The organism is Ralstonia sp. RRA, from assembly GCF_037023145.1.
Taxonomy (GTDB): Bacteria; Pseudomonadota; Gammaproteobacteria; order Burkholderiales; family Burkholderiaceae; genus Ralstonia.
The window spans coordinates 75,351-100,729 of sequence record NZ_CP146093.1; the positions used below are offsets into that span (position 1 = coordinate 75,351).

Here is a 25,379-nt window from a genome sequence, read left to right on the forward strand (position 1 = left end):
CGACGCCGCACGTTGATGCTACGACCAGGCGCCAAGCCGGCGCAGGTCAAGCTGAGAACAGACTGCCATCGAACTCCGCTTTCACCTTCTCGCGGAAGGCGGGAGGAGACACGAGAGCCACACCCATCTCATCGATCAGCGCTCGCATGTCCTGCTCGCGCTTGGTCCAGCCCTTGCCAAACTTGGAGTGTGCGTACACGCGCAAATGCTCGCGCGTTTCCTGCCCCTCCATGCCCAGCGCCACGATGAGACGTTCAAACTGCTCGGCGATAGAGCCGCCGACAGGCGGCTCGCTCTGCGCTCCTGGCTGACCACCCTCCTCGCCTGACGTTGGCGTGGCAGTGGCGGCCGGCTCGGTCGTGGGGTGCTCCAGCAGGGCAACCGTCTGCGTACCCACCTCGATCGCAGCACCAATATGGTCAGCGCCATCCAGCAGCGCGCCCAGGTCGATTTCGGCATCCAGCGTGGTGAGCCATTGTTTCTGGCGTACCGGCAAGCCGTTATCGTCGATGCGGGAAATCTCCACTTCCTGCTTGGAGAGCCAGAACCTGGTGCCGACCAGACGGCCGCCGCGCGCAATCGCCACAGTCTGCATGGCCGCATGGGCCTTCTGCAGGACGTAGATCGAATTGGTGGGCAACTCAATCAAGCCAAGGCCTCGAATGTCAAGGATCGCAAATAGGAAGCTGGCCGTGAGGTTGCAGTGTCGGTCCTGGTATTGCGGGCAGACCTGCGGGTCGCATACGCCATCGGGAATGGCGTCGTCCTGGCGCAGGATGATGGTGCGGCCGCCGAAGATGCGCTTTGCACGCCTGGCGCGGTCACTGCGCTCGACAGGTGCGTACGTCTTGCATTGACGAAGACCATCCGCCCCGTACTGCGACCAGAACACCTTTCCCGTGCCGTTGAATACCGCCAGCTCGTTGGGGATGTTGCGCAACCAGTCGTCGAACGCAAAGACGACCGGAAAGCGCCAGAGCTTGAGGCCGTCACCGCGATCCTCCCCGTATCGGGTCAGGATCTCTTCCGCGATGGCAGGATTCGTGAAATCACTGCCACGACACGTGAAGTACGGCGTATTGCGGGGGATGAGGGCGTAGCTCAGGCCGGTTTTTCGTTCGATCTCGGAACCGATGTCCTCGAACGAGAGCCCTTGGGCGAGAAGCGCGTCGTGAATCTGGACGGCTTGGGGATTCTCCCTGGCCTTCTTGGTGAGGACCTTGATGCCAGGGCGGATCTTTCCAATGACGGGCGGCCGCAGGGGCCGCTCCTCAATTATGCTGCGCGGGGTCGCGAAGCCTGGGTGGGTTGGGATTGCGTGCATGAAACGCTCCTGTTGTTCAGGTACTGAACGACTTTGGAACGAAGGGTCTCAGCACGGTCCCCAAGATGCAGGGCGGCGTCGGCCCCGCGTTGGGTCGTTACTTCGTTGAGATATGCCGCTCGCGCGGCGTCGGAAAGGCTGGCAACGTGCGCCGCCTCGCAAAAATTTTTCCAGCTGTACGGCTGGTCCTTGTACTTCGGTCGACGGGCGTGGATCAGTTCGGCGATCTGCGCCTTGATCTGGGATTGCAACGTCATTTCGAGTGCCATGGTCAGCTCCTCCGTGTGGGGTCTCTCACTTAAAAGCAAAAAAAGCCCGCTCCGGTAACCGGAAGCGGGCTTCTTGTGAGAAACCTGCTGCCACGCCCCTTTCGGGGGCGTGGCTCACAGGGAGCGTCGTGCCAATGCACTTCGCTCAGGGGGGAGAACGTAAAGTCGTTCTCGTGCAGCATGTTCACGCCGCACAACAACCCATTTAGGACTTTCGTCCACCGCAGGTTCACGGATCAGTCGACGACAACCGTCCTGCACCCGGAGGCGCTGGAGAGAGAGACCACACATTTCCGGGGCTCAGACGGTGTTCACAGGCATGACCTAGGGTCATACACACGGGAACGCGTATTACGGCTGATAGATGGGGAGTGTCTGGCTAAGCACTCATCACAAGGGGGGATTTCCACACCAGTTGCCAACTGGTCGGCGCATGCGCAAGGCACGACTTTTTTAAGGAGATGGACTCGCTAGGGAGTCAGTTCGATGCGTCGATGACGCGAGGAGTGATTGCAGTATGCACCAGACAATCCATTAGGAATCCCGGAAAGCTCGCCAAAATAGCGTGGCTTTTGTAAGCAGCCACCGTGTTCATGTGCCGGAAAATTTCGAGTGAGAGATGAGATACCACACATGAACCATGGTCGCTGCCCAACACCCCCAGGAACTTGAGGCGCCATTAGGCGCGCCACAGCCGAGTACATCCAACTCCGGACTCAAGCCGATCGCGCGGCTGGTCGGAGAAAACAGGATTAAGCGGATCGTCCCCGAGACGGCCGCCAGTGCTCAAGTCACCTATTCCTCTGTGTACGTTCGCGATTTCCTGCGCTCCGCGTACAACTTCTGCTCTTCCAAGTTCTCAGTCGCCAGGTCAGGCAAGACCCGAGCGCTCGACGAAAAATTCCGCGAAGCCGAGCTTTGGTTCGAAAAAGCCATCGCGTGGCACGCGAACAAAAGCCAAACCCCCATCCCCATCGAGACCGATACCGTTGAGGTCCAGGTCACACATCCGCTGTCTGGGCGCCTCATTCGCCTCCTGAACCAGCACGACAGGCTGTTCGCGCTCGCCATCTTCGCCCGCGTCGCCAACTCCATATCGGCGCTCGAATTCGAGGGCACGATGAAAGTGGCCGGCAGCAAGATCGCTTCAATCCACCAGAGCTGCATCCCCGACAACGACCGTTTCGCTGCTGACGGCGCACAAGACGGCGACACCCCTGCGGGATAGCCAACCACACCACCCAACGCACCCATCGGGATGGCAGCCGGCATGGCGCCATATCCGACCTAGCAGCCAACACGGCGCCCGAAACAGTGGCCGGTACGAAGGCCAGAGGGGATTGTCGTCCCGCGCGAAGGCATCGCGGACCGAATAAACGACCTCTCAGGCGCCCCCCTCACCCCAACCGCTGGAGAGAGCCATGGATATTCGCGAAATCTACCGATTGCACCAGCAGTACTCGCACTCCCCTGTCACGATCGACATGGGCACGGCGGAAGATCATGCGGCCGCACCGGCCCTTACCTACGCCGCCGGCGGCAAGCGCCGGTGGGACCAGCACAAGCCTGCCTTGAAGGTTACTGCGATCTGCTGCGCGTTCATCGTGCTGGCCACGATTGCTGGCCTGGGGCTTGGGGACCTGTACGCCAAGAAGGGCCGGGCGGGTTCGGCGGCAGCGGCCGGGCCCGAGCAAGTCACGCACGCAGTACAGACGCAAGCGCCGGCCGCCCCTGCCTCGGCGCCGGAACCTGCAGTCGCCGCAAACCAAGCCACGCCGGCAGCCATCGGAAGCTCGACGCCCTCAGCGCCGGTTGCAGCATCTGTCACGGCCGCGCCCACTGCACCGGTGGCTCAACCACAGCGAGCCGCCCTTTCCGCAGCCGAGGTGGCGCCCCGCGAGCGCGTTCCTGCGCCGGAGAAGGTCGAAACAGCCCCGGCTCAGCCCGCTGCTCGGCGTACCGAGCGCACCGCACCCGATCAAGCCCCTGTTACGCGGCCCGCGCCGGCACCCCAACCAACCGCCACGGCACCGCGCGCCGCTACACCACCGGCACGCACCACGGAAGCGAATCGTCCGTCCGGCGACGTGAAGATGTTCTGAGGAGCAAACCATGAAAGAGCAGATGGAAATCAGCATCATCAACGAGGGCATGGCGATTCACGGCAATGTCGACATGGACCATGGCGGCTCCATCCTGGGTCTCGTCAATGGCAACGTCGTCTCGTCAGGCGGCCTTCTCCACATCGGCCCGGCCGCCGTCATCAAGGGGTCGGTCACCGGGCAGTTCGTATTGATCCAGGGCGCAGTCGAAGGCGACGTCAATGCCCAGGTCTCTCTCAAGGTGGAAGGTGCGGTCAAAGGCGAGATCCGCTACGCCGGCACGATTCGGCTCGGCCCGCACGCCAACCTGGAGGGTCGCATCACGCGCATTCCGCGCCTTTCAGCGGCGGCGCCCGCGCCTCCTGTCGAAGATGCGCTCGAATCGAGTACCTGACGCTGGCCTCTCGCCACAGCATGGCGGCAATGCGAAATCGACACGACGCAAACACCATGAAAATCACCGACGGCGTGATGGATCGACACGAGATGCCGCGCTTCCAGCTCTTTGGCTGTCTGACCAGCCGCACCAACAAACCCAACTGACAGGTCGATCATGCACCTTGCATCCAGATACGCCGCCCTCATTCCGGTCGCCGCACTCTGCCTTGGCTTGGCCGCCTGCAGCGACAAGACAACCGATACAGCCAAGCAGATCAACCGGGAGATCGAGACAACCAAGACCATCTCCGACCCGGTTTCTGCTCTGGCCAAGCTCGATCCGCTGCAGGGTAGTGGTCGAGATGCCCTGACTGGTTGCGAAGTCGTCTGTGGCGATATTGTGCAAGCCATGGCCAACCTGGACGACGCACGCACGGCGCGGATCAAGCAAGCGATGGACCGGCTCACGCCGGCAAAGCTGGCGGAATACTTCGAGGGCGACTCGATGCTGCCCCTACGCGACGACATGGCGCCCCGCATTCTCGCGGCGGCCCAGGCTTCCACGGGTACCGCAGTCAATAGTCGGCTCCTGCGTGTTGCTGGCCAGATCGTGCGCGATGGAAAATACGTGATTCGTAGCTCCGACAAGGCGGCAGAGTTGTTCGCGCGCGCCTGGTTGGCGGGCGACCCGACCGCAGCGGCGAACAACGCGCAGCTCTACGATTCGTTGCATGACCTGAACAACGCCTACCTTTGGGCGTTACGCTGCCGAGCCGAGTGCCATCCTGATGACGGCTACCGCCCGGTCAACGCGGAATCGCTACGCAGCCGCCTATCCACGGCGGCGATCCGGCAGGCCGAACAGGCGGCACTCGACCCCACCGTGCTGTCTCTCGCTGGGCGCTAGGGGAACCACCATGCGCAAGATCTCGACCCTGACCGTTGCCCTCGTGCTTTTGAGCGCGGCACAGGTCGCAGACGCCGGCCGCGGTGGCGCTGGCGGTAGCTCGACAGCAAGTCGTAGTGCCGGAGGCATTTCGCGGTCTGCCGGCGCCAGCAAGCCCGGCACCTACCGACCAGCGACCAACAGCCTTGCGCAGACTAGCACGCCAGGCGCGCGGGCGCGCGGCACACGCCGCAGTCTGCTGGAAGGTGGCGCACAGCCCTCCGCTCATTTGGCGCAGGTTATCCGCGAGCGTGAAAGCAGCGGCCCGGGATGGCTTGGCACCGCGTTCCTGGTGGCGCTGCTCAGCCGCCACGATCTCTCCGACAGTGACCGCCACTGGCTGCAGGCCAAGATCGACGCGCTCGCCGACGACGAGGCTGATGACCAATCTGGTCTCGAACCCCCGCTCGTACCCACTGTCACGTTCCTGTATGCCGGCCTGCAGGGCAATTTCATGACCGGTCGCGGGTCTACGATCCGCGTGACTGCGCACGGGACGCCTGTGAATCCGATTCCGGTGAGTTGCACCATGCCCGAGGCACGCATCAGCACGGAAGGACCCGCTGCGGTGATCGTCTGGGAACCGCGCGCGCCAGCGGCCTATGTGCTCACATGCCAAGCGGGCGGGCAGCGCGATCGACGCCTGCTCAAGGCCGGGTAGCAACCTGGCGCCGGATGGACTCGTCCTACAAGACACACCGTACATCGCTCCGTGCATCGTTTTTTGCTCGGAAAACAGGGCCAGTCGGAATATCGTGTTGAACAAATCATTGGAGACGCCGTGGAACCCGTGAGCACCTTGATCGACTGGATTGATTGTCGTGAACGCAAGCCTTCCCCGCCTGAAACACCCTATAAGGAGTACCTGGTCTGGGTGGTGCAGTTGCTACCGAATGCCGCCGGCGGCATGTACTTGCTGCAATTCAGCCGTGAACGCAACGACTGGATGCCGCTACCGTATGGTCCTGCCGGTGCACCCATGGTCGTCACGCACTACAGTGAAGTTCTTGACGTATTGGGTTCCCCTGACCCCAAACCCTATGGCCCTCGAGGGCGTGAGTACCTTTGAGGCGGGCGCTGCCGCACTTGCTCTTCAGGATAGAAAAAGAAAAAGGGGGCACTTGGCCCCCTTGGTTTGCACCCCCACCATCGGGTGGGTTCTGACACACGCGTTTACCGCGTTCAGGATAAATCCACAGAAAGCCGCTTCGCGCATCAGCCCTTTCGCCATGCCTAGCGCAAATCAGGCCGCTGGTCCGGGCACCAGGATGAGCGTGTGCAACTCTTCAGCCGTGAACAGCCGGCTGATCGAGATCCAGGGCCGGCGCTCTGCGTCGCCATCACCATAGAAGGACACAAACGGTACGTGTCCATCCATGAGGCAGTGGAAGCGCCGCTTCGCGCTGCCGCCCTGCTCGATCTCGAAATCCGCGCCGTGCTGCAGTTCGAAGATCACTGATCCCTGTCGATACTGCACCGGCTGGCCATCGCGGCCACCGGCCGCGCCGATCAGTGCGGATTCGAACCAGTCGTCAAACCCGAGATCCGTACCACCCTCTTCTACAGCCTGTTTCCAGCGGCCAATCCACCCGAGGTCGGCCGCGCGAGGAAGAGACTCGATGTCGATCGGCTCTTCTTTGTCCATCATGATGTTGCTCCTCCGGGCACAGGACTAGATATGTCGAGTGCCACAAAAATTTTGATCGATTTCGGCACGCGGTCAAATTGGGCGGAACACCCACCAACCGATGCCGGAGCAAAGAAATGCCCCGGGATGGCCCGGGGCAATGGTCAGACGATGACCTCGATGCAATCGCCGAATGGCGGGGTATGGATTCTGCGCAACGGTGTGGTTGAGGCCCACAGCACCGGATACTCCGGCGGCACTTCGGGGAACGTGCCATACATGTCCGTCAGATAGGCGAGAAACGCCGGCCGAAAGCCCTGTTCCTCCACCCACTCGAACGGCGGTGCGAAGCAGGTACCGCCGCCGCCTTTCACAGGCGCCAGTTCAAGCGCATCACCGGGCTCGAACACCTGCACCTGCGTGACACGCGCGTCACAGTCGATGACGATCAGCCGCGATGGCTTCACTTCATCGAAAACGCGGTGGATCTCGGATGCGAACTGGCGTTGCGTTTCATCGAACACCGAGCCACTCGAATCGCGCACAAACACGGCGTCCCCCACCCGCCGGCTATGAAGCGCCGGCAAATAGAGACCAAGGTGCGTGAAGCGGCGGTTCGGTATCGACCAGCTGTAGTCGGCTTGGGCCGACTCGCTTGCAAAGCGCGCGAGGGCCGCACGCCAATCGACCGCCGGCGTAACCAGTTGGTCAACCACGGTCTGCAGATCCGCACCGAACTTGCCGCGCATCTTGGCCACCTGCGCAGCCTTCATCGCCGCGACTTTCCACTGCGTCTCCGTCGAGGCCTGGTCATTGCCGCGATCCTTGCGGATGTCGCCGGGCTCATACGTCGGGCTGCCGTCGGCGTTGCCACCTTCGGCAGCGCCCTGCCCTTGTGCCGCATCGGATGCGTTCGGGTCGCGCGATGGCAGCCCAGCGCCCGTACCGCGAGCGCCCTGGGCCTGAGGCTCTTGGGGAGCCTCAGGTGGCCGTTCCTGGCGGAGCACCGCATAAATCTCCTCTGCTGACTTGCCAGTGAAGCGTTCCTCCAGCAGTGCGCCTTTCGGGAGCTTCAAGTTGGCAGCGAGCACAACCGGATTGACCGCATAGTCACAGGCCGCGTTCCACAGCTTCTGATCGCGATTGCCACGCCGCCAGCAATGCCCGCTGGCGGGGTGCAGCACCTCATGAGCGAGACACCCACGCAGTTCAAGATCGTCCAAGGTGGCCACGAACTGCGCGTTGTAGCCAAGCGCCCGGCCGTCAACCCAGAACGTGTGGCACGTGGGGTCTTCGACAGGCTTCAGACGAAGCGCCAGCGCCCCGAAGAAAGGGTGGTTCAGCACCAGTTGACCACGCTGCTTGATGATCCGTTCGAGCATGGCCACACCTCACGAGGCAAGGAGGAAACTGAGCGCAGACGAATCGCCAAGTGCCGGTGCTGCCGGCGTGCTGAGCGCGCCGGTCATGTACACCGCCATCTGCGCCTCGATCTCCATCGCCTTCTCCGCCACCTTCTGGCGAAGATCGGCCGAATCCTTCAATTCGGCGCCCGTGTAGCAAGCCAGGTGATTGCGCGTCTCGTTCAGGATGTCCGTCAATGCCGGATCCTGTGTGAAGTTCAACGTCGGAAGCAGGTCACACAGTTCGCGCACCTTGTCGACAACGCCCAGCCGGACGTTGCGTCCCGCGTACAGACGGTTGGCGAAGTGCTGCACAGCGTCGTAGAGGCGGCCGACGATGTCTTCGTTGGCCGTCTTGACCGCGCTGAACACCCGCTCGTCCATATCCGCCTTGATGCCGTCCAGCACGTTGGCCGGCAAGTTGATGCCGAACTGGCTTGCGTCCGGAAACGGCAAGGGAGACAGGCGTATACCGAACTTGGTCGACAGCGCTTCGAGGGTCGGGTAGTCCGCCTCGGTATAGAGCCCGTTGAGAGCACCCTTGGCCTGCTCCTTCAACGCTGGGTATTCGGCGAGAAAGGCTGACGTGGCTTCACGGAACTCGTCTTGAAACTCGCGCAGCCGGTCAGCGACCTTTAGGTAAACAGCCGTGGGCAGCAAACGCACGCCAAGCTGGTCGTATTCGAGGGTGTGCGCATTGAAGAAGGCACGTGCTTGCGTGGCGATGCTGCACACGCTCTTGTAAGAAATGGCATCGTCGGTCAGGAGCTTCTTGTTGAAGCGCCCGATGTCTTTGGTGGCGTGGTTCTTTTCCACCTCTTCCGTGGCGCGGGTATCGAAGCGACGTGCGCGCCAAACGGAGATGCCAAGGGATGCGAGCATGACACGCTCGTGAACGTTGAGGATGTTCATGGAAATAGCCTCTTGAAATGAAAAGCGGCGAGCCAAAGCTCGCCGCATGGGATGTACTGCTTGAAAGGGAACCGGTTTACCGGCCGTCCATCGCGGCACCGATCCAGCCGGATTGCGCTGCAATGAAAGCCGGCACGGAAACGATAGACTCGTCACGGCGGATCGCGTCGCTGATCATCATCGTTGCGCAGTCACCGTCACCGCCCGCTTGCATGCGGTCGGCGTAGACGAGGACGCGATCGATGTTCGCGACCGTGGTTTGACTCGCAACTGCCGTCGCAATCCCGATGCGCGCCGAGGGCTCCTCCGGGATGGAGGCAGTGTCCGGCGCAAACAGAACGCTTGCCACAGAGGGGAGACTGCGAAAGGTCTCGCGAAACGCCTGGAACTCGGTCGCGGCACCAGCGCCGACAGCACCGGTGAACACGATTGCTTCCAAGCCAGCTGGCACCACGGGCATCTGCTTCCCAACCGCGCCCCAGCCTCGCGGCGACGGCAGGTTCTCGATATCACGCGTGCGCTCCTTCGCCACCAGCAGATCCGGCTTGAAGCGCAGGAACGCGATCAGTTCAGCGGGAAGCTGCGACTTCACAGCCCATGCCGCCCAGGCATCAACGTTTGGCACAAGCTCGACGATGGTCGCAAACCGCGACTTCACCGGATCGAGAATGCCAGACACGCCGGCGTTGTCGGTCCGGCGATTCGTCGCCGCCAAGAACGTCACATGCTCGGGAAGCTTGTGCTCGCCGATGCGGCGCGCGAGCAGCAGTTGCATCTTGGCGGCTTGAACCGCCTGAGACGCTTGACCGAGGTCGTCGAAGAACCAGACCAACGGCTCTTTCGCGTGTAACACCCTCTCCAGATCCCCGAACGGCAGGAACCTGGCGGATTGGCCATCCGCGCCGGGGAACGGCAGGCCCTTGGAGTCTGTCGGGTCCTCGACCACCGGATGCGAGATCAGCAGGTCGTAGCCGGCGCGCTCTGCAGCCGCGGCTGCGATGTCGGATTTCCCGACACCTGGCGCGCCAGTCACGAGCACGGGCAGGTGTGCCGGAATGTAGGCAGCCAACAGGGTCTCCAGTTGCGACGGGGAAACCTGATTGGTGAGGGGCGTAACTTGATCGGTAAGGGTATTGTCCATGGGGTATCACTTGACGAAAACCCACGGAATCCACGCCCACAGGGAGTAGACCCCTGTGGGATGGTTGAAGAAACGGCCGATGCTGCCGGCGTTGGATCGATGCGTCGGAGACGCGAGGAAAAACAGTGTTTGGGTTGGCTCAGGCCAGTCCGAACAGCGCTTTTCAGCAAGGAGAGGTTAGCAGGTTGCGCGGCGCGGCGCCACACGCGCAAGGGGGTAGAAACGGCCGCCCTGCCCCCGTGATGGAGGGGCAGGGACTGGCGCGTGAAAGAGATTGGCGTCAGGCGTACGCCGGCACACGCTCTGCCGGTGTACTCAAGCAAGCGCGTGCATAGTCCAGGGTGCCGTCCTTCACCTTCAGTGGCCTGCCCAGGTCGCGCTTCGGATCGACGAAGAGGTAGCTGACAGCATTGCCGCGCCGCGAAGGAACAATCTGCGAGAAGCCTTCCGCGATGCACAGGTCGACGTACTGCTTGCCGGTCATGACCTGCCCACCGCCGACGGAATAGCGTACCGACTCAGCAGTCTTCTTTGCCTGCTCCATGGCCTCAATGCGGCGCTTCTCCGCCTTGGCCTCGGCCGCATGCTGCTCCCACACGTCCTGCTCCTGCTGGGCGAACCCGCACATGCTGAAGATGGCGCGCCGGCGCGCTGCTCCCGTTACCGTCAGCAGGTTGACCCCGATGACTTCACGAATGGCGCGCTTGCTCGATTTGTTGTTGGGCTGGTCCAGAATCTCGAGCAGCCCAGCGACATTACGCTCCAACAACAGCGAGGCAATCATGTTGCCGTAGTGGTAGTTTCTGCAATTGCGTTGGCGCTCGGCCATCATCATCTGCAGCTCGAAACGGCGCTTCGAAAGGTTACCGTCCTCCCGCTCCTGCCGAAGCCGCGCCACCGTCTTCTCATACACGCTCTCGTTGACGCACTCCGTCACGCGCTTGGCCAACGGCGAAAGCGGCTCTGCGTCAGGCCCCTCTGCGAGCTGAAGTGTCGGCGCCGTGAGTGGGCCGAGGATCTTCGCGTCGTAGAACGCGTCGTCGATGTCGATATAGGAGCTACCGACCGGCAAGGCCCGAACGATGGCGAGCAGCTTCGACACGTTTTGCTCGGTCATCGCCATCTTCTCGCGTCTGAGCACATCACACAGGTCCCGCAGCGTCTCCGCCGGCAGCGCGCCGCGTAGCACTGGGAACTCAATGAGAGCGTTCAGCCATTCCAAGCCGTGAGGGATCGCCGTGCTCGTGTGACGGTAGAAGTTGAGGATGCAATCCTTGACGCGCTCGCCACGTTGTAGCGCGTAGGCGACGTGCCATTCATGCCCCTTGCACGCCCCTCCGCCCGGATAGGCGTGTGGCCCGCCTGTTCCGAAGCCAAACCGGCGAAGTAGCTCGTCCGTGATGAAGCGCTGCGGACTCTCGACTTGGAACTCCGAGAAAAGCGAGCCCTCCTTCAGGCGTTCAGGATCGATCAGGTATTCGCTCTCGTAGGCCAGCGCGCTTGCGGCAAGGACAGCTTCCCAGGATTCAAAGCTGACCTCGTAGGGCCGCAGCAGCTTGCCGTCCGGTTTCAGGATGATCCGCTCGACTTCGGTGATCACGTGCAAGAGGATCTCGTGCACCGTGCCGTCGGGACGCAGCCCGATTCGGCCGCGTGGCAGACCAACGACGGGGATTGGACCATTTTCGACGGTATGTACAGTGAACGAGTCCGCGGTGAATTTGCGCGGAATCGATTTGTCGGCGTTCAGGAGGGCCAAGACGCCGGCCATCGTTGTGCGGGTCTCGGTCTTCGTATGGTTGATGGTGATGATGTACATGAACGTTGCTCCAATAAGGACTGGGGCAACGCGCCCCACCGGGGCGATTGCCCCTGGTGGGATGGAAGGAATTGAAGGCCGCGCGTCAGTGCGACTTGCGGCGCCTCTTTGTCGCGGCAGCAGCGTCGACACGCATCGCGACGACTTGGCCGATCAGTTGCTCGTCGGCAATGCGCCAGATGGGGAACGTCGCATAGCCGCTGCGAATGACGCGCCCGGTATCAGCAAACGCGCCCGTGTGCAGCAGTGCTTGGCACATATCCTGCGGCACCAGCCCCGAAGAAAATGCAAACTCGTCGTCTGCGAGCGGAGCGTGCCGGATGTTGGTGGACAACGAGGCATAGCGCAGACCGTCGTCCGCCGCGTGCAGATGAACTGCGACGTGCATATCCGTGTAGAGCTGCACGGCGATCGTCACGCCCGCTGGGAATGATGCCAAGCCGGCACCGACGACTTGATGGCCCATGGAGAACTCCTTGTTGTACGCGGAGTGCCCCATCGGGGACGCACCCCGCGTGGGTTGTTGGATGAAATGGTGATGCGGCGGCGTCAATGACTGACGACCATCCTGCGACTTGAGGTGGAGATTTAATCGTCAGCCTGGTGCCAATTGCTCTCGCGCTCCTTTGCGACTGCAACAGCCTCTTCAAGCGTCGGCACGGCTTCACCGTAATGCACGTCGCAATCTCCGCCTTGGTACGAGACTTCCAGCCCCGGGAGGTAGCCTGCTGGCGACTGCGCAACGCTCGCGCGTGTTTCGCGCAGACCGTCAAAGTCCATTCGCCACCTGCCAAACCAAACGGTCGGTGGGTGACGCTCGGCGTATTCGTCATCTTCCTTTCCCTGCCGGCGGCCATCGCGAAAGTGCATCTCAAGCGAGCCGCCATCGGCTACAAAGACCGGAATGCGGTCGCTATCGATGGCCTGCATTCCTGCAAGTTCTGCCGCCCATTCGGCACGCTCCTGCAGCTCCCGGCTGCCGATCGGGTCAACCGACGACAAGACGCGCGAGAGCGACATGAGAACGCTTGCCCCGAGGGGGTCAAGCTTACAGTTGTATGCCAACGCCTGGCATTCGGGTGAACGGATTGAAATCATGGTTGAGCCTCCTTAAGAGGGCTTTTGCCGCTTCGGCCAAAGCCGAAACGGCAAAAAAAACGCACCCACGAATGGGTGCGTCATTTGGTGTGGCTGGCTGGGCCAGCGTCGAGCAATCGCTAGTCGTTGTTGAGCTGACGACCACGTCGGTCGGCCCACAGCAGATATGCCGCGATCAATGTCGTGACGACAGCGGCGAACATTCCGAGCGTCATGGTCAGTCTCCTTTGGACAAAACAGCGCCTACTACAAATAGTACAACAGTGACGGCGATCAACGTAGCGACATCGGACACGGCACCCAGCGTCCAAGCGCGACTGCCACTGAAATAGCTGGCAGCACCGATCAGCGCCGCGGCCGACAGCGTATGAGCGAAACGACCGTACTGCTGGCGCTGATCGCGCGTTGGCGCGAGAAGTGCGCTTCGCACCACGCTCCACAACGACTTGCGCGCCCGGCCCTTGCGGTTCAAGCGAAACGTCGCCGCTTCGACGTGCACGAGCGGCATTTCGTAGCCATCCTCGGCAGCAACGAGGACGTACGCCTCGCCTGCGGCCTTGGCCGACTCGATCTGCTGCACCAACCGGTTGGGCAACACGACAACATCGGTGTCAGCCTGGATGGCTGCCCTTCCAGATGTCTCGTCCCCGCTGGTCGAGCGCAGAATGACCTTGATGAGTTTGGACATGGCGGCCTCGCTTTAGCCACGGCGGCCGGCAACGAATCGCAGGTTGGCCAGAAGCTGGCTGTAACCTTCCGGCGATGCCAGCGACTCCAGGCAGACGGCGTTGTTGCGGCCGCCGCCAAGATCGTGACGGCCGGCGCAGGTGCGATAGCGGACCAACACCTTCGGGTCCGCCGGCGCGTGCGAGATTTCGAAGTACAGCGCGTCGGTGTGCAGCGCGAAGACGTCGACCAGGCGGCGACGCTGGCGACGCGTGCGGATCGAATATTCCCGTTGACGCAGCGCCAGGTCATTGGCGACGCGACGCAGAACGCGTGAAGCATCACGTTGCAGGATTGCGCCGGCGGCCGTGTTCGACGGGCAGCGGCTTCGGGTAAAGGATTGAGGAATCTTCATCGTTGGTGTCCTATGAAAGAGTGCGGTACACCAACCCCAGCGGGACGGTGTCCCGCGATGGGTATGGTCTGGGCATGCCAGACAAAGCTCGATGCGTCGGTGACGCGATCAAAAGCGCTTGCCCAACTGTTGGCAGTTGGGCAAGCCCTCTCGGGCTTGCTATGGGATGGAGCGCCGCGGACTAGCGCTGGAGCTGCGGCAGCGGAACACGCGCGGTGACGCGCAACAGCCCCTTGCGTTCGGGCAGAGGTTTCTCCGGGTGTGCGTCATCGAAGAACACCACCACTCGGTGATCCTGATCGACATACCCGAAGCGAAAGCCCGGGACGCAGCTGGAACCCGAGAGAGCGTCGCTCGCCTCGCCGGGATTTGGGTACTTCGAGGAAGTGCAGCGGATGAGATTTTGTTCGCTCATGATGGGTCGGCTAGACGGGCAGTACTGCCGCCTCGCGTTGCAAGAATTGTTGGCCCGCCTCCCGGATCAACTCCGTCGTGATGCCCTGCATGTAGCTGGGAATCAGGAACGGAACGATCGAGGGATGCGAACTGAATTCGAAGAAGAAGACGGTGGAACAGCGGCCACGCGTCAGGTGGCTGAAGACTTCCAGCGTCCGGTGATCCCGACGATAGACAGCCAGATCGTCTGTGGTTGGGGTGGCCATTGAGTGGAGGGGGAGCAGCGTTGGCAGCGCCAACAGGGCGGTGACCGCCTTGCGGCGGCCACCAAGAGGATCAGCGGGTCAGGCGAAAGCCCGCCGCGCTGGAGATCATGTACAGACGCTCCCGAGCCACAAACTGCTGCGTGGCATCCTGGGTAACGACCAACGTTCGCCCAGCATCCGTGCGAACGATGACTTCTACGCCCGGGCGCTTGTTCAGCACCTGGGAGACTTGCTGCGTGATCACACCGCCCACGGCGCCGGAGACTGCGCCGGCGACATAGCGGCCATTGCCGTTACCGATGGAACGGCCACCGAGGAATGCGCTGATGCCTGCCCCGATGAGACCGGGCATGCCGCTTGATGCGGACATGTAGCCATCGTCACCAGTGATCGTGACATTGCGAACGCGAACAACAGTGACCTGCTCGGCATCACCGCGGCGCATGACTTCCATGCCGCGGTAGACGTCGGGCGAGCTCTATTGAAGAGCGCATCCAGATGCTAGAACGCAGAAGGCGACGAGAGCAGCGGAGAAAAAGGACTTGAACATGATGGGCCTCGAAAAAAACGGGCCCATCACACCTACGGGCGTGAGGGCCCGTAAGGGGGGGAGAAGAGATACCAGCCAAAGACTGGTGTGAATCGATGCGCCTAAGACGCGGAAAGCAAGGGCATCGTAGCAGCTTGCTTTGGCGCCGGAAAGGGGCCGTCGACACGCATTTTGAAAAACTCGCAGCATCCCCGAAAAGGCACCGGCCGGCTACCCCCTTTCGGGTCCGACTGTTGCCTTCACAGCGGCAACGATCAGATCAGGCGTCCGAGGCTTTCCCTCTATCGCTCTTGATTCGGGTCCTGTCGAAGCCCTTTCAACGGCTCCATGCCGAAGGCATGGAGAAGCGATCCGTCCACGGCCAAAGCGAGTGGAGTGAGTCCGTACAGCACTGCGACACACGCGATGGCTGCGCACGCGGTCTCGACGTACCTGCCATCATCCAGCAGCGGCAGGATGGTCCGCATCCCGATAATCGCGAAGCCACCAGCCCCGCATATCGCGGCGCCGAGTGCGATCAGCTTGCAGAACAAGCGCACGAACCACTCGCCGAGCTGCATTTCAACGTGCTCACGCATTATCCGTTCTTCCGATCAACCTTCCGCCTTACCGTCTGCCACCATCCAGGCCATGGCAACCAGCAAAGCGATCAGCGTTGAAACCCACCAGTACGAACTAAACGAATAGCGATCAACCTGCATCCACAAAAGACTACCAACCGCATCAACTAACCCCGGCAGCGCATATTTTGCATTCATCGTCGTTGTCCTATTTCGTCAGCCCGCGCGGTGCCGGCGTCTTTCCTTCGCACTTATCACTGGTCCTGTAGGCCGCCACCTTGCGAATGTGCTTGCTCCCGCTGGGGCGATGCCCGGTCTGGTGAGGCAACGGCTCTGTCGGGAAAGGAAGCACTTCGCGGCAATGCTTGCAGCTATAGCCGTTGCCGTGTTCACACAGCGGCGAGAGTGGTTCGTCCCAGTGTGGCGGCCGGCGACTCGGCATGTTTCTTTCTACCGCCCAATGAGAAGGTCACGCAGATGCTGTTCCTGCTCTTGCCGGTCGAGCACGGACTGCGGAAAGTTCTCTTTCAGCCCCAGCCAGATCCGGCCAAGGTCGTCTGCGTAGGAATGGAGTCCTTCGGAACGAACCTGTTCAATGAACATCATCAGGTCCATCATCGACTTTCCAACCTTGGGGCCCTGCGCGACCAGCACCTTGCCTGCCTTCATCGCCTGCACCGCAGACGCCCAGTCCGCACACCCTGCCCGGCGCGCAAATGCATCGCACGGATGCACGATCTTGGCGCCTGGCCCGAACATCGCTTCAACCAAGTCGGTCGGCTTCGACAAATCCACTTTGAACGGTGCTGCGACAGGCTGGCTGGCCAGGTGCCCCAGCAGGTGCTGCGGATCGGTACTGTTGTTCGCAATTGACATGGTCTGTTTCCTTCTACCGGCGCAGCCGGCGTTTTTCCTATCCCGGTATGACGAACGATGCGACTGCCGCCGCAATGCACAGGGCGATCACGCCGAATGAAACCGATCGATTGAATGGTGCAATCACCCCCAGGCTGAAAGCCGACATGAAGAGCACTCCGATGAGTGCCAATCCGATTTGGCCAAGTAGTGTTGTTGGCATAGCCTGCGCCCTTGTTTTATTCACCCTTTCCTTCTACCTGCGTAGCCGACGCGCGAAGCGCACACACGCCGAAAGAAGTTCCTAGCCGGTCTACGTAGTCGCAAACTGTTGGCAGTGTTAGTTTGATTCGCCTTTCACAAGGCGCAGAAGGCGCGCTCGCTCGGTTTCGCGCGGCCCAATAGCAGCGGGCACGCCATATCCAACCGGCGCGGCCTTGGCCCACATGCCCATCAGCCGCTCCCGATCAGCGAGCATGATCGCCCCACGCTCTTTCACCGCATCACGAACGGCTGCGCGGTACACGGGTGAGCCCGCCGTATAGCCGTCCGCCAGGATGCGGTACGTCACGGCATCAACTTCGCGGCGTTGCTCTGCGGGATTCGAGATGACGCCAAATAGCACCAGCACCGCATTCAGTGCGATCGCCACGGCGGCGCATTGCACCATGAGGGCGAGAATCCGCCACCTGAGTGGCTTTTTGGGCTTGGGTTCGGGGTTCATTGTGTGCACCAGACATTCCGAATGGTCGTTCGTACGCTCTCACAACGCAGACGCGCGACTTCGCACGGCAAAGGCCGTGGGCGCACTGGTGGCACGCCCACGACCTCAACTCGACACGGCGCCGCCATCACCGGGAGCTTAAGCACGGCGAGGCTCATCTGCTCGCTTGCGAGGACCGCGCCAGACCTGGAAGACACCCACCGCCCCCAAGCCTGTGGCCACGACAAGAGCCGCAAACATCGACCGCTGCAGCACGCGAATGGTGCTCTCGGCACCGGCGATCGCTCGATAGACCTCCTCCGCGATCGGGCCCGGCGTGCTGGCAAGCAGCGTATTGAAGAGCACCAGCTCCAGTTCGTGCGTGGCCGAAACCAGTTGATCCGCCAACACGAGCGCAACGCTTGGAGCTGACATCAGGGCCGTCAGTAACAGTCGGCCCAATCCCCGCTTCGCGCGCTGACGCAGAAAAGGCGCCCCGGCACCACGCCAATGCTCCGTCCCGATGTTATGTCTCCCCGCGTTCATCGCGCTGGCTTAGGGGGCCGGGAGGGCTTCGGGCTTGACCGCTGACTCGCCATTCAAGGGCAGACCACTTCCCTTGTGCATGCCATCGCGAATCAGATTGGCCAGCAGCACTTCCACGAGAGTACCGCCACCACTACCGCTGCCGCCGGTTGCAACGACATCCGGCACCAGCTTCATCCCGGAGCCGGCAAGCGCCTCCGCGACCTGGACGACGGCGTAGTTGCCGCTCTCCATCGAGTCGATCTTCTGCTTGATGACGCTGGCCTCCGCGGTACCGATGGCCTCGACCTTCGCGGCCTCCGCTTCACCCACCAGCCTGACCACCTTGGCGTCCGCTTCCGCGTTGATCGTCTTAGCTTGCGCTTCACCCTCGGCCTGCTTCACCGCCGCCCGAGCGTTGAACTCCGAGATGGACACCTGACGCTCTGCGTCGACCACCTTCGCCTGGGTATTGGCCAGGGCCGTCGCTTGCTCCAGCTCCTGACGGACGGCTTGGGCTTGCTTCTGGGTTTCGAACGTGACTCTCTCCTGCTCGGCCTGCTTCCGGTCGGTCAGGGTCTGCATCAGCTGCTCGGGTGGCACGATGTCGCCGATCAGCGTGTCAACCGCGCCGACGTTGTACTCAGCCAGCGCGTCACCGATGGCCTTTCGGGCGTCGTCCTGACGCTTCGACCGCTCACGCAGGAAGTCGATGATGTCGGAGGCCTGGGCGCTGTTACGGAAGTAGTTGCCAATGGTCGGTTCAAGGACCTGCGTCACCAGCGCGGACATATCACCGAATCGGGCAATGACCTTCGGAGCATCGTTGCGCGGAATGTGGATGATCTGGCTGACATCGAGGTTGAACTTGAAGCCATCTGCCGAGCGTACCGTGATGGTCGACAGATTGGCGTCGAGCTTGTGGGCCTCCGATTTCCCTGCCGCCCAGTTCAGCACGACGTTTGCGGTCGGCACATTGCGGATCTTGTGGGTGTAGGGATTGATCGGATACTTGCCCGGATCGAGCGGCTCGGCCCATACTCCCTTCTCACCACGCGAGACGAGGTTGGCATGCTTGAAGGAATCGCCGGAAACGTCCCGTCCCTCGTTGCCGACATAGGCGATCACCACGCCGACGTGGGCAATCGGTACCTCGGTCATATCGACGACGTCAACGGTGGCGAAGCGCGGGTTGATGAAGTAGCGGCCGGCGAGGAGCACCTGTTCCTGCAAACCCTTGCAGCCCCCGTTCTGGATGAACGCCTGCGGATTCTGGAACATGTTGTGGTCAGGCACTTCCGGGCCAGCGATTTCGCCCCGCCCCAAGGGCTTGCCTTCGCGCGTAGTCACGATGCCGACTTTGTTGTCGGGAATGTCCACCACTTCGGCCACATTGACATCGAAGAGTACCGGGTTGATGCGATAGGAACCCGGGGCGATGATGCCACTCTGCGGCCCACGCTCACCACCGTTTTCCAGGAACGAAGCGCCATCCTGGTAGGAGTCACACACTACCTGCTTGGCGATTACGCGGCCCGCCGGCAACGGTGAGCCGTCACGGGCTTCCACGACGCCGATCTGGCTGGGCGGGATCGTGATGGTATCCGCGAGCGTGACCTTGAACAGCAGGGGATTGACCCGATACGTGCCCGGCGGAATTACATCGATCTGCGGGCCACGTTGGCCATCTCCCTCGAGGAACTGCCGCGCGTCCTGAAACATGTCGCAGTTGATGCGTTTCGCAAGAATGCGGCCGCTCGGCAGAGGATGGCCGTCACAGGCTTCGACGACCCCAACCTTCCCCACCGGGATCGTCACGAACTTCTTCAGCTCAACTGCGTACTGCCACGGCCAGAGCGCCCAATGGAGGCCCGGGGCGAGCGTGTCCGCCTGGTAACCAGCTTCGCCGGTCAGCGCCAAGATGCGCCCGTCGGGGAGACTGCGGTTTGAGCCGAAGAGAACGAATTTCTTCGTCACGACGCCAATGCTGTCATCGGGGACGATGATGACGCCAAACAGCCAGAGCACTTGGCGGTAGGCTGCTGCGATACTGATCACTGCGATTGCACCCACAATCTGCCAAATATGACCGAGGAGGTAATCCATAGAGAAATCCAGGTTCTTGTGTGTTCTGCACTGCCAGGAACATGTTCCTGGTCAGGAGTTGCAAACCCTTTGGGGGCAACGGCGTTGTGCGCGCAAACCTTGGCACCGCCGCAACACGATTATGTCTGTCGCGCAGAACAGAATGATCGACAAGAGCCCTGTTTTTTCTGCCGCCTTTCTTCGGATTCAATGGCTGGCATCGGGTATGGGCTTGGCCGGCCCACTATCCGAACACTGGCACTGCGAGCACTTCACCGAGGACGCGTCCGGCAGTAGCTGCTCCCCCCAGGCGGCAGGAAGAAGCTCGGTGCGTTCTCGCTCTTCGCCTCTTCGATCATCTCGCGTCCCCGCTTGCTCAAGATTTCGAACGTGTCAGGAGTAGCGCCCGAGACTGTCATCTGTCGAGATAGCCAGCGCTTCGAGCCCCATGGCAGCTGCAGCAGCATCCGAGGCTCTCTGATCCGGAGCGTCATCGCCCCAGTTCCCGGACGTCCCAGCGCCCGAGAATTGTCCATGTGAATCAGTCGGCATGCCATGATGATACGAGTTGAGCGCACTGAGTAGCAGCGTTCTCAGGCTGGTCGGAACATCTGTCGCCATGTACAGCCAGAGATCAAAATCATCGCTGTCGCTGGACAGCTTGTCGCTTCCGACGAACTGCTGTCTGGAAGGCATTGAACTGGTCTGCTGACGACGAGAATTCAATGCTGTCCTCTCGCGAGCAACATCGGCAATCTTCCTGATCTGTGCCTCTGCCTGGGCGGGCAACGGCACCTTCTTGGCTTTCACCTGCCCAAGCAGGGCGAGCAGATCCGCGCTCTGCTCGGCGGAAGCCGTGGACTGGGCAATGTGCGCATCCAGCTCCGCGTTGGTGCGCTCTATCTCGGCGTCAATGCGAGGCAACCCATGCCCGCACCGGGAATGAGTTCCCGGTGGGATGAAAGCCAAGATGCCCCGAAGAACGTGGCAAGGCCTGTTGGTAGCACCGTGTGGCGCGGAATCGATGCGCGAGAAGCGCGAGATAAGAAGGCAGGATATTCGATGCAAAGGAACACGCACCAGAGGCACGTTCTGCGCACTCCTAGGCAACCTCGCGCAGCGGCTGCAGCACAACATCCCGGTCGACTCTCAATGCCGCTCAGAAAGAAAAAAGGCCATCCTTCGGAGGATGGCCATGTTCAATCAAGCAGCAATTCGCGGCGGCTTCTGCGCCTTGCGCATACTCGGCACGTACCCGAATCGCGCCCATGCCTCCGGGTCTACCGGGAGCGGACTCGTGCGCCCCGCTTCGAGATTTACAAACACACCGCTGTACTGCAGCGTCCCGGTGCGGAACAATGTCCAAAGCAAATTGAAGGCTTGCACTGCAATCGCCTGGTTGATGACCAGCGACTGCTTGCGCAGCGCATCCTCCATCGAACAAGACGGCGCCGTGTCCTTTGCATCGCGCTTCGGATCAATCAGCTCAGGAAACAGGTCGCCGACGTGAGGTAGGCGATGTTCAGCCCGGCCGCGAACTTGGCCAAGGATGACTTGACCACGATCGGTCTCATTGCCGCAATCGAGATAGTAGCCGCCCGTGCCGCGTTGCATGGCCTTGAGGATGGCCTTTCGCGCCGCCCTCGTATCCACACATCCAACGACCAAATCACAGCAGAACCGATCATTGGCATTGATACGCTGCACTTCCGCCTGCCAGTTGGTGCCCATGAGCACATTCAACCGATTGACCAGAAGAGCAGCCTTGTGCCGACCGACATCCGCTGGATAGAAGCCCTGGCGGCCGACGTTGCTCTCACTGACCGTGTCATCGTCATAGACGACACAGTCGATACCACCGGGATGGCCAAGTTCGAGCATGGCGTGATGGAGCCGCGCCAGACTTGGGATAACCGCACTCCCCGTTCCGCCGGCGCCTACTACAGCAATGCGCCATGCCCGCTCTGTCATCGCGCGAGGGATGCTATGCGTCATTTTGGTCACACAACCTCCCGAATGCCGAACTTCTGCCTCCAGGCGGCCGGTATGTCGTGGACACGTTCGAAGATGCCCTTGACGCACAACCTTAACGCCATGGACGGGCGAATGCTTGCGCAGTTGCCCAGCACGAACGCAAATTTCACGTCGTGCCTGTCGTCCTGATTGTCGGTTCCCGAGAAGAAGGCTTCAAACGTGCCATGGGAATGGCAGTCCATGACCAAGTGCTCGTTTTCCTGCAGCACCGGCCGGTCGTAACGCAGATGTCCGGAGCCGTGATCCAAGATTGCGACAGGGACGAGCCGGAACTCGCACGAGACGCCATTCCAGACGATCCAAGCACCGGTTTCGTTCGGCATCGACGCACGCGCCATCTCGCCAAACTGGCCAACCAGTTCAGCTGGAAGTTGACCGCATGGCAACTCGGTCTCCTCATTGACAGTCCCGTAGGGGACGGCAGTTTCGACTTCGTAGCTTGCGATCTTGCGAACTACCCGCAGCCACGGGCGAACCACTTCGAGGAACACGCCGTTGGTTCCCACCAGCAGGCGTTCACCACTACCAGACAATGGTGTCAGGCTACCGAATTTCGGCACCATGATCGTCGGGAAAGACGCTTGCAGCGTCATGTCCATCGGATGCATTTCAACCTCCAACTTTGCCGGCGATGAGATCACCGAGCGATTTCTTCAACGGAATGAGCACTTCCTTCGGGTACTCGGCAAAGTTGCCATCGAGCATCTCCTTCCAGAAGGCGTACACACCTCTTTCGAACTTGACGCGTTGGGCGCCGCGGTTTGGATGCGTGAAGGCCGACGAGAAGAAGGCTTCTTCCCAACCGGCAATCGAAGCGACATCGATCTGCTTCGGAACCTGCGCAGAGCCGATGCAAATCCTTCCCACGTCCCACGTATTGAAGTACGGCGGCTCGTGCAGCATGGATTCCGGCGTCGGCCTGACGTCCTCCATCAAGGCAAACACGCTGAACCCGTCATTGGCCGCCTGGAACACCAAGCCCGGGTGCGGCACTACCGCACTGCGCGTACCCAATTCTTTGCATTGAAAGAACACCCGGCGAATCGCCGGCGGGCACCACCACGTTACGGCGCGCGTGCTCACGGACAGTACGTTCGGCGTCAGGAACTCGCCCTTCGGCAACGCTGACAAAGCAACCTGGGTCACAGCGTGAATGAGTGCTCGCCGATTGAGCGGAACACCCGGGCCGATTGCAGGCTTTCGAGTCCCCGCCTCGTGAGTGATGCGGTGTGCCGTCGAGTATGTGAACTGCCCCTCGGCCGGCCCATACAGCAAAATGGCCCCTTGCAGGGCCACGTCATGAGACCGACTGGCGGTCAAGATCTTGGCCATGGGGCCTCCTATCGTGAAATGATGGTCAGTAATTGGTCGAGAGCCTTTACGATCTCGAACATGCGCGACAGGTCCTCATACTGCTTGGGCACCTGTTGCGGGTCGCTCGCCAGCGGAATCAGCACCTGGTACATCGTCGCCTCTCCGCTATTGCTAATGCATTCGAAATGGTCATCCAGCAGTTCGCCGATCCACTCTTCGGAAAACACCGCAATGGAAGCGGCCGAATATGCAGGTTCGGCCCATTGCGAATGTTCGAAGAGCTTCGAGCCCTTGGCGCGCTGCAGTGCATCTTCCAGCTGCAGCATCGCGCGGCATACCCGCTGAATCCAGCGACTTGACGAACGCGCCAGCTCCAGCACCTCCGACCTCTTGAGAACGGACCGCCGAGGGCCTTTCCGGCCCTTGCGCTTGCCGCGCTCGGGGAACATTTCTTCCGGCGCCAGGACCGGACGAACATTGGAAGGCAGGTAGCGCTCGATGTCCTCACTGTCAGCCCCAAGGCGATCAGCAAGACTCTCCCTCGCGTTCTCGTCGGACACACCCTCATCCCAATCCCACCACCACCTGGCGAACATCTCCAGGAAGTAACTCGGTGTGCGCAAGAAGAGCGAGTTGCAGGACGCTTCGTTGATCAGCGCCATCACAGAGCACAAGAGCCCGGGGTGGGCGCGCTGCAGTGGGTGCATCCGTGCGCCAATCTCGAAGATCTGCTCATGAGGCAACTCGATCGCCAAGTACAACGGCGCCGAGAGGTCCGTCTCCCATCCAAACTGATCGACCTGATCGCGTGCTGCCGCCTGGTCGAGCAAAGCGAACCCAAACAGAAGCCGCTTGCACGTCGGTGTGCGTCGCCGCAGCCACGCGAACATCGCCTCTGCGAACATGTCACCAGCATTGCCGCTGGAGCGAGCGTCGCGCGGCGAGAGCGGACCAGCCTCGAAATGCGCCCGTATCAGACCGGTAAGGTCTCCCTCGTCGGTATGCCGAAGGCGTGCAATCGCTGGAACGCATTGTGAAATGGCCGGGAGTGTTAGAAAACCATCGGCAGCTCTATGTCCGGCAGGGGAATCGAATCGACATGCCGCCCCGCCGGTGAGGCTTTCACTGAAGCCTGATAAACCTTGGCAAGAATCGAACAACACGATTCCACCTCCTCATCATGTAGAAAAACCGCCCTATCGGGCGGTTTCTCAGTTCCATTGATGCTGACCGGATCGGCCAACGCATTCATCAGATCGCGCTTACGCATGGTTGCCCTTTGCGCCCGCGGCACGCACGAACTTGTACACAGCGTTTTCCCCCTTGTACTCCGGACCCTCCACGGCTGCCGTGGTGAGTTCGGGATACTGGGCGGTGTACATGTCGCGCACTTGGTCCGGAGTGAACTGCGTTCCCGGATCGGCAAGCGTCATGCCGTTGTAGGAAAACTCGCGCTTGACCGTGTTGATGGTGATAGCCATGGCTTCTCCTTAACCGAGCAGATCAGCGAGGGAGGTGCCAGACGATTTTTTGTCGCCTTGCGCATCTTTAGCTGACGAACTCGTGCTACCGGACGTCGTTTCAGTGACCTCAACATCGACCACACCATCGTCATCGTCGTCGTCCATGCCTTTCGACTTGGGCGCCGGCAACTTCGGATTGGCGCGATTGGATGTCGCGAGGGCCTTGGTCGCCTTGTTCGACTGAGCAGCGGTAGCCGCTTGAATCACCGCCTTCGTGGACTCGACCTGTTCGGCGAGACCCTGGCGGGCCTGCGTCACACCACCGATCGCATTGGCAAACTCAGCATCCAACTCCGCCGGCGTGGCCGTCAGAGCAATCGGCGCAACCAGGGCTGCGTCGTCCGGCTTGCTGACGGTCGGCGCGACGACCACGGTCATCTCGTCACCCTGCATTGAAAGGGTGATAACAACCTTGTCGCTCGCCTTCACGAGCGGCACCAGTTCTTGAAACATAGGGATTTCCTTGAA

Annotated in this window: 33 protein-coding genes; 6 read left to right on the top strand and 27 right to left on the bottom strand. The window is 61.3% G+C overall.

Annotated elements, in window-relative coordinates:
- Window positions 1-46: 46 nt before the first annotated feature.
- A complete protein-coding gene (locus tag V6657_RS27260) occupies window positions 47-1,324 on the bottom strand; it encodes a hypothetical protein (RefSeq protein ID WP_012435714.1) in 1,278 nt (425 codons plus the stop codon).
- A complete protein-coding gene (locus V6657_RS27265; RefSeq protein WP_012435713.1) occupies window positions 1,276-1,593 on the bottom strand; it encodes a hypothetical protein in 318 nt (105 codons plus the stop codon). Before V6657_RS27265 ends, V6657_RS27260 begins: the two co-directional genes overlap by 49 nt.
- A gap of 640 nt (window positions 1,594-2,233) precedes the next feature.
- Here V6657_RS27265 and V6657_RS27270 point away from each other — a divergent pair.
- The 6 genes from V6657_RS27270 (at window position 2,234) to V6657_RS27295 (ending at window position 6,088) form a co-directional block, all read left to right on the top strand.
- Complete coding sequence (locus V6657_RS27270; RefSeq protein ID WP_012435712.1) at window positions 2,234-2,821, top strand: hypothetical protein; 588 nt, start codon at window positions 2,234-2,236, stop codon at window positions 2,819-2,821.
- Between the two features lie 193 nt (window positions 2,822-3,014).
- Window positions 3,015-3,695, top strand: a complete 681-nt coding sequence (locus tag V6657_RS27275) for a hypothetical protein (protein ID WP_012435711.1) — start codon at window positions 3,015-3,017, stop codon at window positions 3,693-3,695.
- Window positions 3,696-3,705: 10 nt separating this feature from the next.
- Entirely contained in the window at window positions 3,706-4,089 is a 384-nt protein-coding gene (locus V6657_RS27280; RefSeq protein WP_012435710.1) for a polymer-forming cytoskeletal protein, read from the top strand.
- A 159-nt stretch (window positions 4,090-4,248) separates the two neighbouring features.
- Entirely contained in the window at window positions 4,249-4,980 is a 732-nt protein-coding gene (locus V6657_RS27285; protein ID WP_012435708.1) for a hypothetical protein, read from the top strand.
- Window positions 4,981-4,990: 10 nt separating this feature from the next.
- Window positions 4,991-5,680, top strand: a complete 690-nt coding sequence (locus V6657_RS27290) for a hypothetical protein (RefSeq protein WP_012435707.1) — start codon at window positions 4,991-4,993, stop codon at window positions 5,678-5,680.
- Window positions 5,681-5,800: 120 nt separating this feature from the next.
- Window positions 5,801-6,088 carry a hypothetical protein gene (locus V6657_RS27295; RefSeq protein ID WP_012435706.1) on the top strand — a complete coding sequence of 96 codons (288 nt, stop codon included), beginning with the start codon at window positions 5,801-5,803 and terminating at the stop codon, window positions 6,086-6,088.
- A 174-nt stretch (window positions 6,089-6,262) separates the two neighbouring features.
- Here V6657_RS27295 and V6657_RS27300 read toward each other — a convergent pair whose 3' ends face one another.
- From V6657_RS27300 to V6657_RS27420, 25 genes are all read right to left on the bottom strand, one after another.
- Window positions 6,263-6,667 (bottom strand): hypothetical protein, encoded by a 405-nt coding sequence (locus tag V6657_RS27300; protein ID WP_021197377.1) that lies wholly within the window; start codon window positions 6,665-6,667, stop codon window positions 6,263-6,265.
- Window positions 6,668-6,810: 143 nt separating this feature from the next.
- A complete protein-coding gene (locus V6657_RS27305) occupies window positions 6,811-8,028 on the bottom strand; it encodes a VWA-like domain-containing protein (RefSeq protein WP_012435703.1) in 1,218 nt (405 codons plus the stop codon).
- Window positions 8,029-8,037: 9 nt separating this feature from the next.
- Entirely contained in the window at window positions 8,038-8,931 is an 894-nt protein-coding gene (locus V6657_RS27310) for a hypothetical protein (protein WP_235180685.1), read from the bottom strand.
- Window positions 8,932-9,037: 106 nt separating this feature from the next.
- Window positions 9,038-10,102 (bottom strand): ATP-binding protein, encoded by a 1,065-nt coding sequence (locus V6657_RS27315; RefSeq protein WP_012435701.1) that lies wholly within the window; start codon window positions 10,100-10,102, stop codon window positions 9,038-9,040.
- A 280-nt stretch (window positions 10,103-10,382) separates the two neighbouring features.
- Window positions 10,383-11,921: a hypothetical protein gene (locus tag V6657_RS27320; RefSeq protein ID WP_012435700.1), complete on the bottom strand. Its 1,539-nt coding sequence runs from the start codon at window positions 11,919-11,921 to the stop codon at window positions 10,383-10,385.
- An 85-nt stretch (window positions 11,922-12,006) separates the two neighbouring features.
- Window positions 12,007-12,387: a hypothetical protein gene (locus V6657_RS27325; RefSeq protein WP_012435699.1), complete on the bottom strand. Its 381-nt coding sequence runs from the start codon at window positions 12,385-12,387 to the stop codon at window positions 12,007-12,009.
- Between the two features lie 122 nt (window positions 12,388-12,509).
- Window positions 12,510-12,941, bottom strand: a complete 432-nt coding sequence (locus V6657_RS27330) for a hypothetical protein (RefSeq protein ID WP_021197375.1) — start codon at window positions 12,939-12,941, stop codon at window positions 12,510-12,512.
- A 295-nt stretch (window positions 12,942-13,236) separates the two neighbouring features.
- A complete protein-coding gene (locus V6657_RS27335) occupies window positions 13,237-13,707 on the bottom strand; it encodes a hypothetical protein (RefSeq protein WP_012435696.1) in 471 nt (156 codons plus the stop codon).
- A 12-nt stretch (window positions 13,708-13,719) separates the two neighbouring features.
- On the bottom strand, window positions 13,720-14,100 hold the full coding sequence (locus V6657_RS27340) for a hypothetical protein (protein ID WP_012435695.1): 381 nt from the start codon (window positions 14,098-14,100) through the stop codon (window positions 13,720-13,722).
- Between the two features lie 181 nt (window positions 14,101-14,281).
- Complete coding sequence (locus V6657_RS27345; RefSeq protein ID WP_012435694.1) at window positions 14,282-14,515, bottom strand: hypothetical protein; 234 nt, start codon at window positions 14,513-14,515, stop codon at window positions 14,282-14,284.
- 10 nt (window positions 14,516-14,525) lie between these two features.
- Window positions 14,526-14,762 carry a hypothetical protein gene (locus tag V6657_RS27350; protein WP_012435693.1) on the bottom strand — a complete coding sequence of 79 codons (237 nt, stop codon included), beginning with the start codon at window positions 14,760-14,762 and terminating at the stop codon, window positions 14,526-14,528.
- A gap of 70 nt (window positions 14,763-14,832) precedes the next feature.
- The gene (locus V6657_RS27355) at window positions 14,833-15,216 is read right to left on the bottom strand and encodes a glycine zipper 2TM domain-containing protein (RefSeq protein ID WP_012435692.1); all 384 of its coding nucleotides are present in this window, start codon (window positions 15,214-15,216) and stop codon (window positions 14,833-14,835) included.
- A 377-nt stretch (window positions 15,217-15,593) separates the two neighbouring features.
- On the bottom strand, window positions 15,594-15,890 hold the full coding sequence (locus V6657_RS27360) for a hypothetical protein (RefSeq protein ID WP_012435691.1): 297 nt from the start codon (window positions 15,888-15,890) through the stop codon (window positions 15,594-15,596).
- Window positions 15,891-15,905: 15 nt separating this feature from the next.
- A complete protein-coding gene (locus V6657_RS27365) occupies window positions 15,906-16,070 on the bottom strand; it encodes a hypothetical protein (RefSeq protein ID WP_012435690.1) in 165 nt (54 codons plus the stop codon).
- A gap of 252 nt (window positions 16,071-16,322) precedes the next feature.
- Window positions 16,323-16,748 carry a hypothetical protein gene (locus tag V6657_RS27370; RefSeq protein ID WP_012435688.1) on the bottom strand — a complete coding sequence of 142 codons (426 nt, stop codon included), beginning with the start codon at window positions 16,746-16,748 and terminating at the stop codon, window positions 16,323-16,325.
- A gap of 319 nt (window positions 16,749-17,067) precedes the next feature.
- Complete coding sequence (locus tag V6657_RS27375) at window positions 17,068-17,379, bottom strand: hypothetical protein (protein ID WP_338755922.1); 312 nt, start codon at window positions 17,377-17,379, stop codon at window positions 17,068-17,070.
- A gap of 210 nt (window positions 17,380-17,589) precedes the next feature.
- Complete coding sequence (locus tag V6657_RS27380; RefSeq protein WP_225694722.1) at window positions 17,590-17,865, bottom strand: hypothetical protein; 276 nt, start codon at window positions 17,863-17,865, stop codon at window positions 17,590-17,592.
- 120 nt (window positions 17,866-17,985) lie between these two features.
- Window positions 17,986-20,061: an SPFH domain-containing protein gene (locus V6657_RS27385; protein WP_012435685.1), complete on the bottom strand. Its 2,076-nt coding sequence runs from the start codon at window positions 20,059-20,061 to the stop codon at window positions 17,986-17,988.
- A gap of 372 nt (window positions 20,062-20,433) precedes the next feature.
- Window positions 20,434-20,964, bottom strand: a complete 531-nt coding sequence (locus V6657_RS27390) for a hypothetical protein (protein ID WP_021197371.1) — start codon at window positions 20,962-20,964, stop codon at window positions 20,434-20,436.
- 279 nt (window positions 20,965-21,243) lie between these two features.
- A complete protein-coding gene (locus V6657_RS27395) occupies window positions 21,244-22,035 on the bottom strand; it encodes a PRTRC system ThiF family protein (protein ID WP_029674028.1) in 792 nt (263 codons plus the stop codon).
- A 5-nt stretch (window positions 22,036-22,040) separates the two neighbouring features.
- Window positions 22,041-22,682, bottom strand: a complete 642-nt coding sequence (locus V6657_RS27400; protein ID WP_012435682.1) for a PRTRC system protein A — start codon at window positions 22,680-22,682, stop codon at window positions 22,041-22,043.
- Between the two features lies 1 nt (window position 22,683).
- Entirely contained in the window at window positions 22,684-23,406 is a 723-nt protein-coding gene (locus tag V6657_RS27405) for a PRTRC system protein B (protein WP_012435681.1), read from the bottom strand.
- Between the two features lie 8 nt (window positions 23,407-23,414).
- Complete coding sequence (locus V6657_RS27410) at window positions 23,415-24,551, bottom strand: PRTRC system protein F (RefSeq protein ID WP_012755746.1); 1,137 nt, start codon at window positions 24,549-24,551, stop codon at window positions 23,415-23,417.
- A gap of 99 nt (window positions 24,552-24,650) precedes the next feature.
- Window positions 24,651-24,869 (bottom strand): PRTRC system protein C, encoded by a 219-nt coding sequence (locus V6657_RS27415; RefSeq protein ID WP_012435678.1) that lies wholly within the window; start codon window positions 24,867-24,869, stop codon window positions 24,651-24,653.
- A gap of 9 nt (window positions 24,870-24,878) precedes the next feature.
- Window positions 24,879-25,364, bottom strand: coding sequence for a PRTRC system protein E (locus tag V6657_RS27420; RefSeq protein WP_012435677.1), 486 nt, complete (start codon window positions 25,362-25,364; stop codon window positions 24,879-24,881).
- Window positions 25,365-25,379 lie beyond the last annotated feature (15 nt).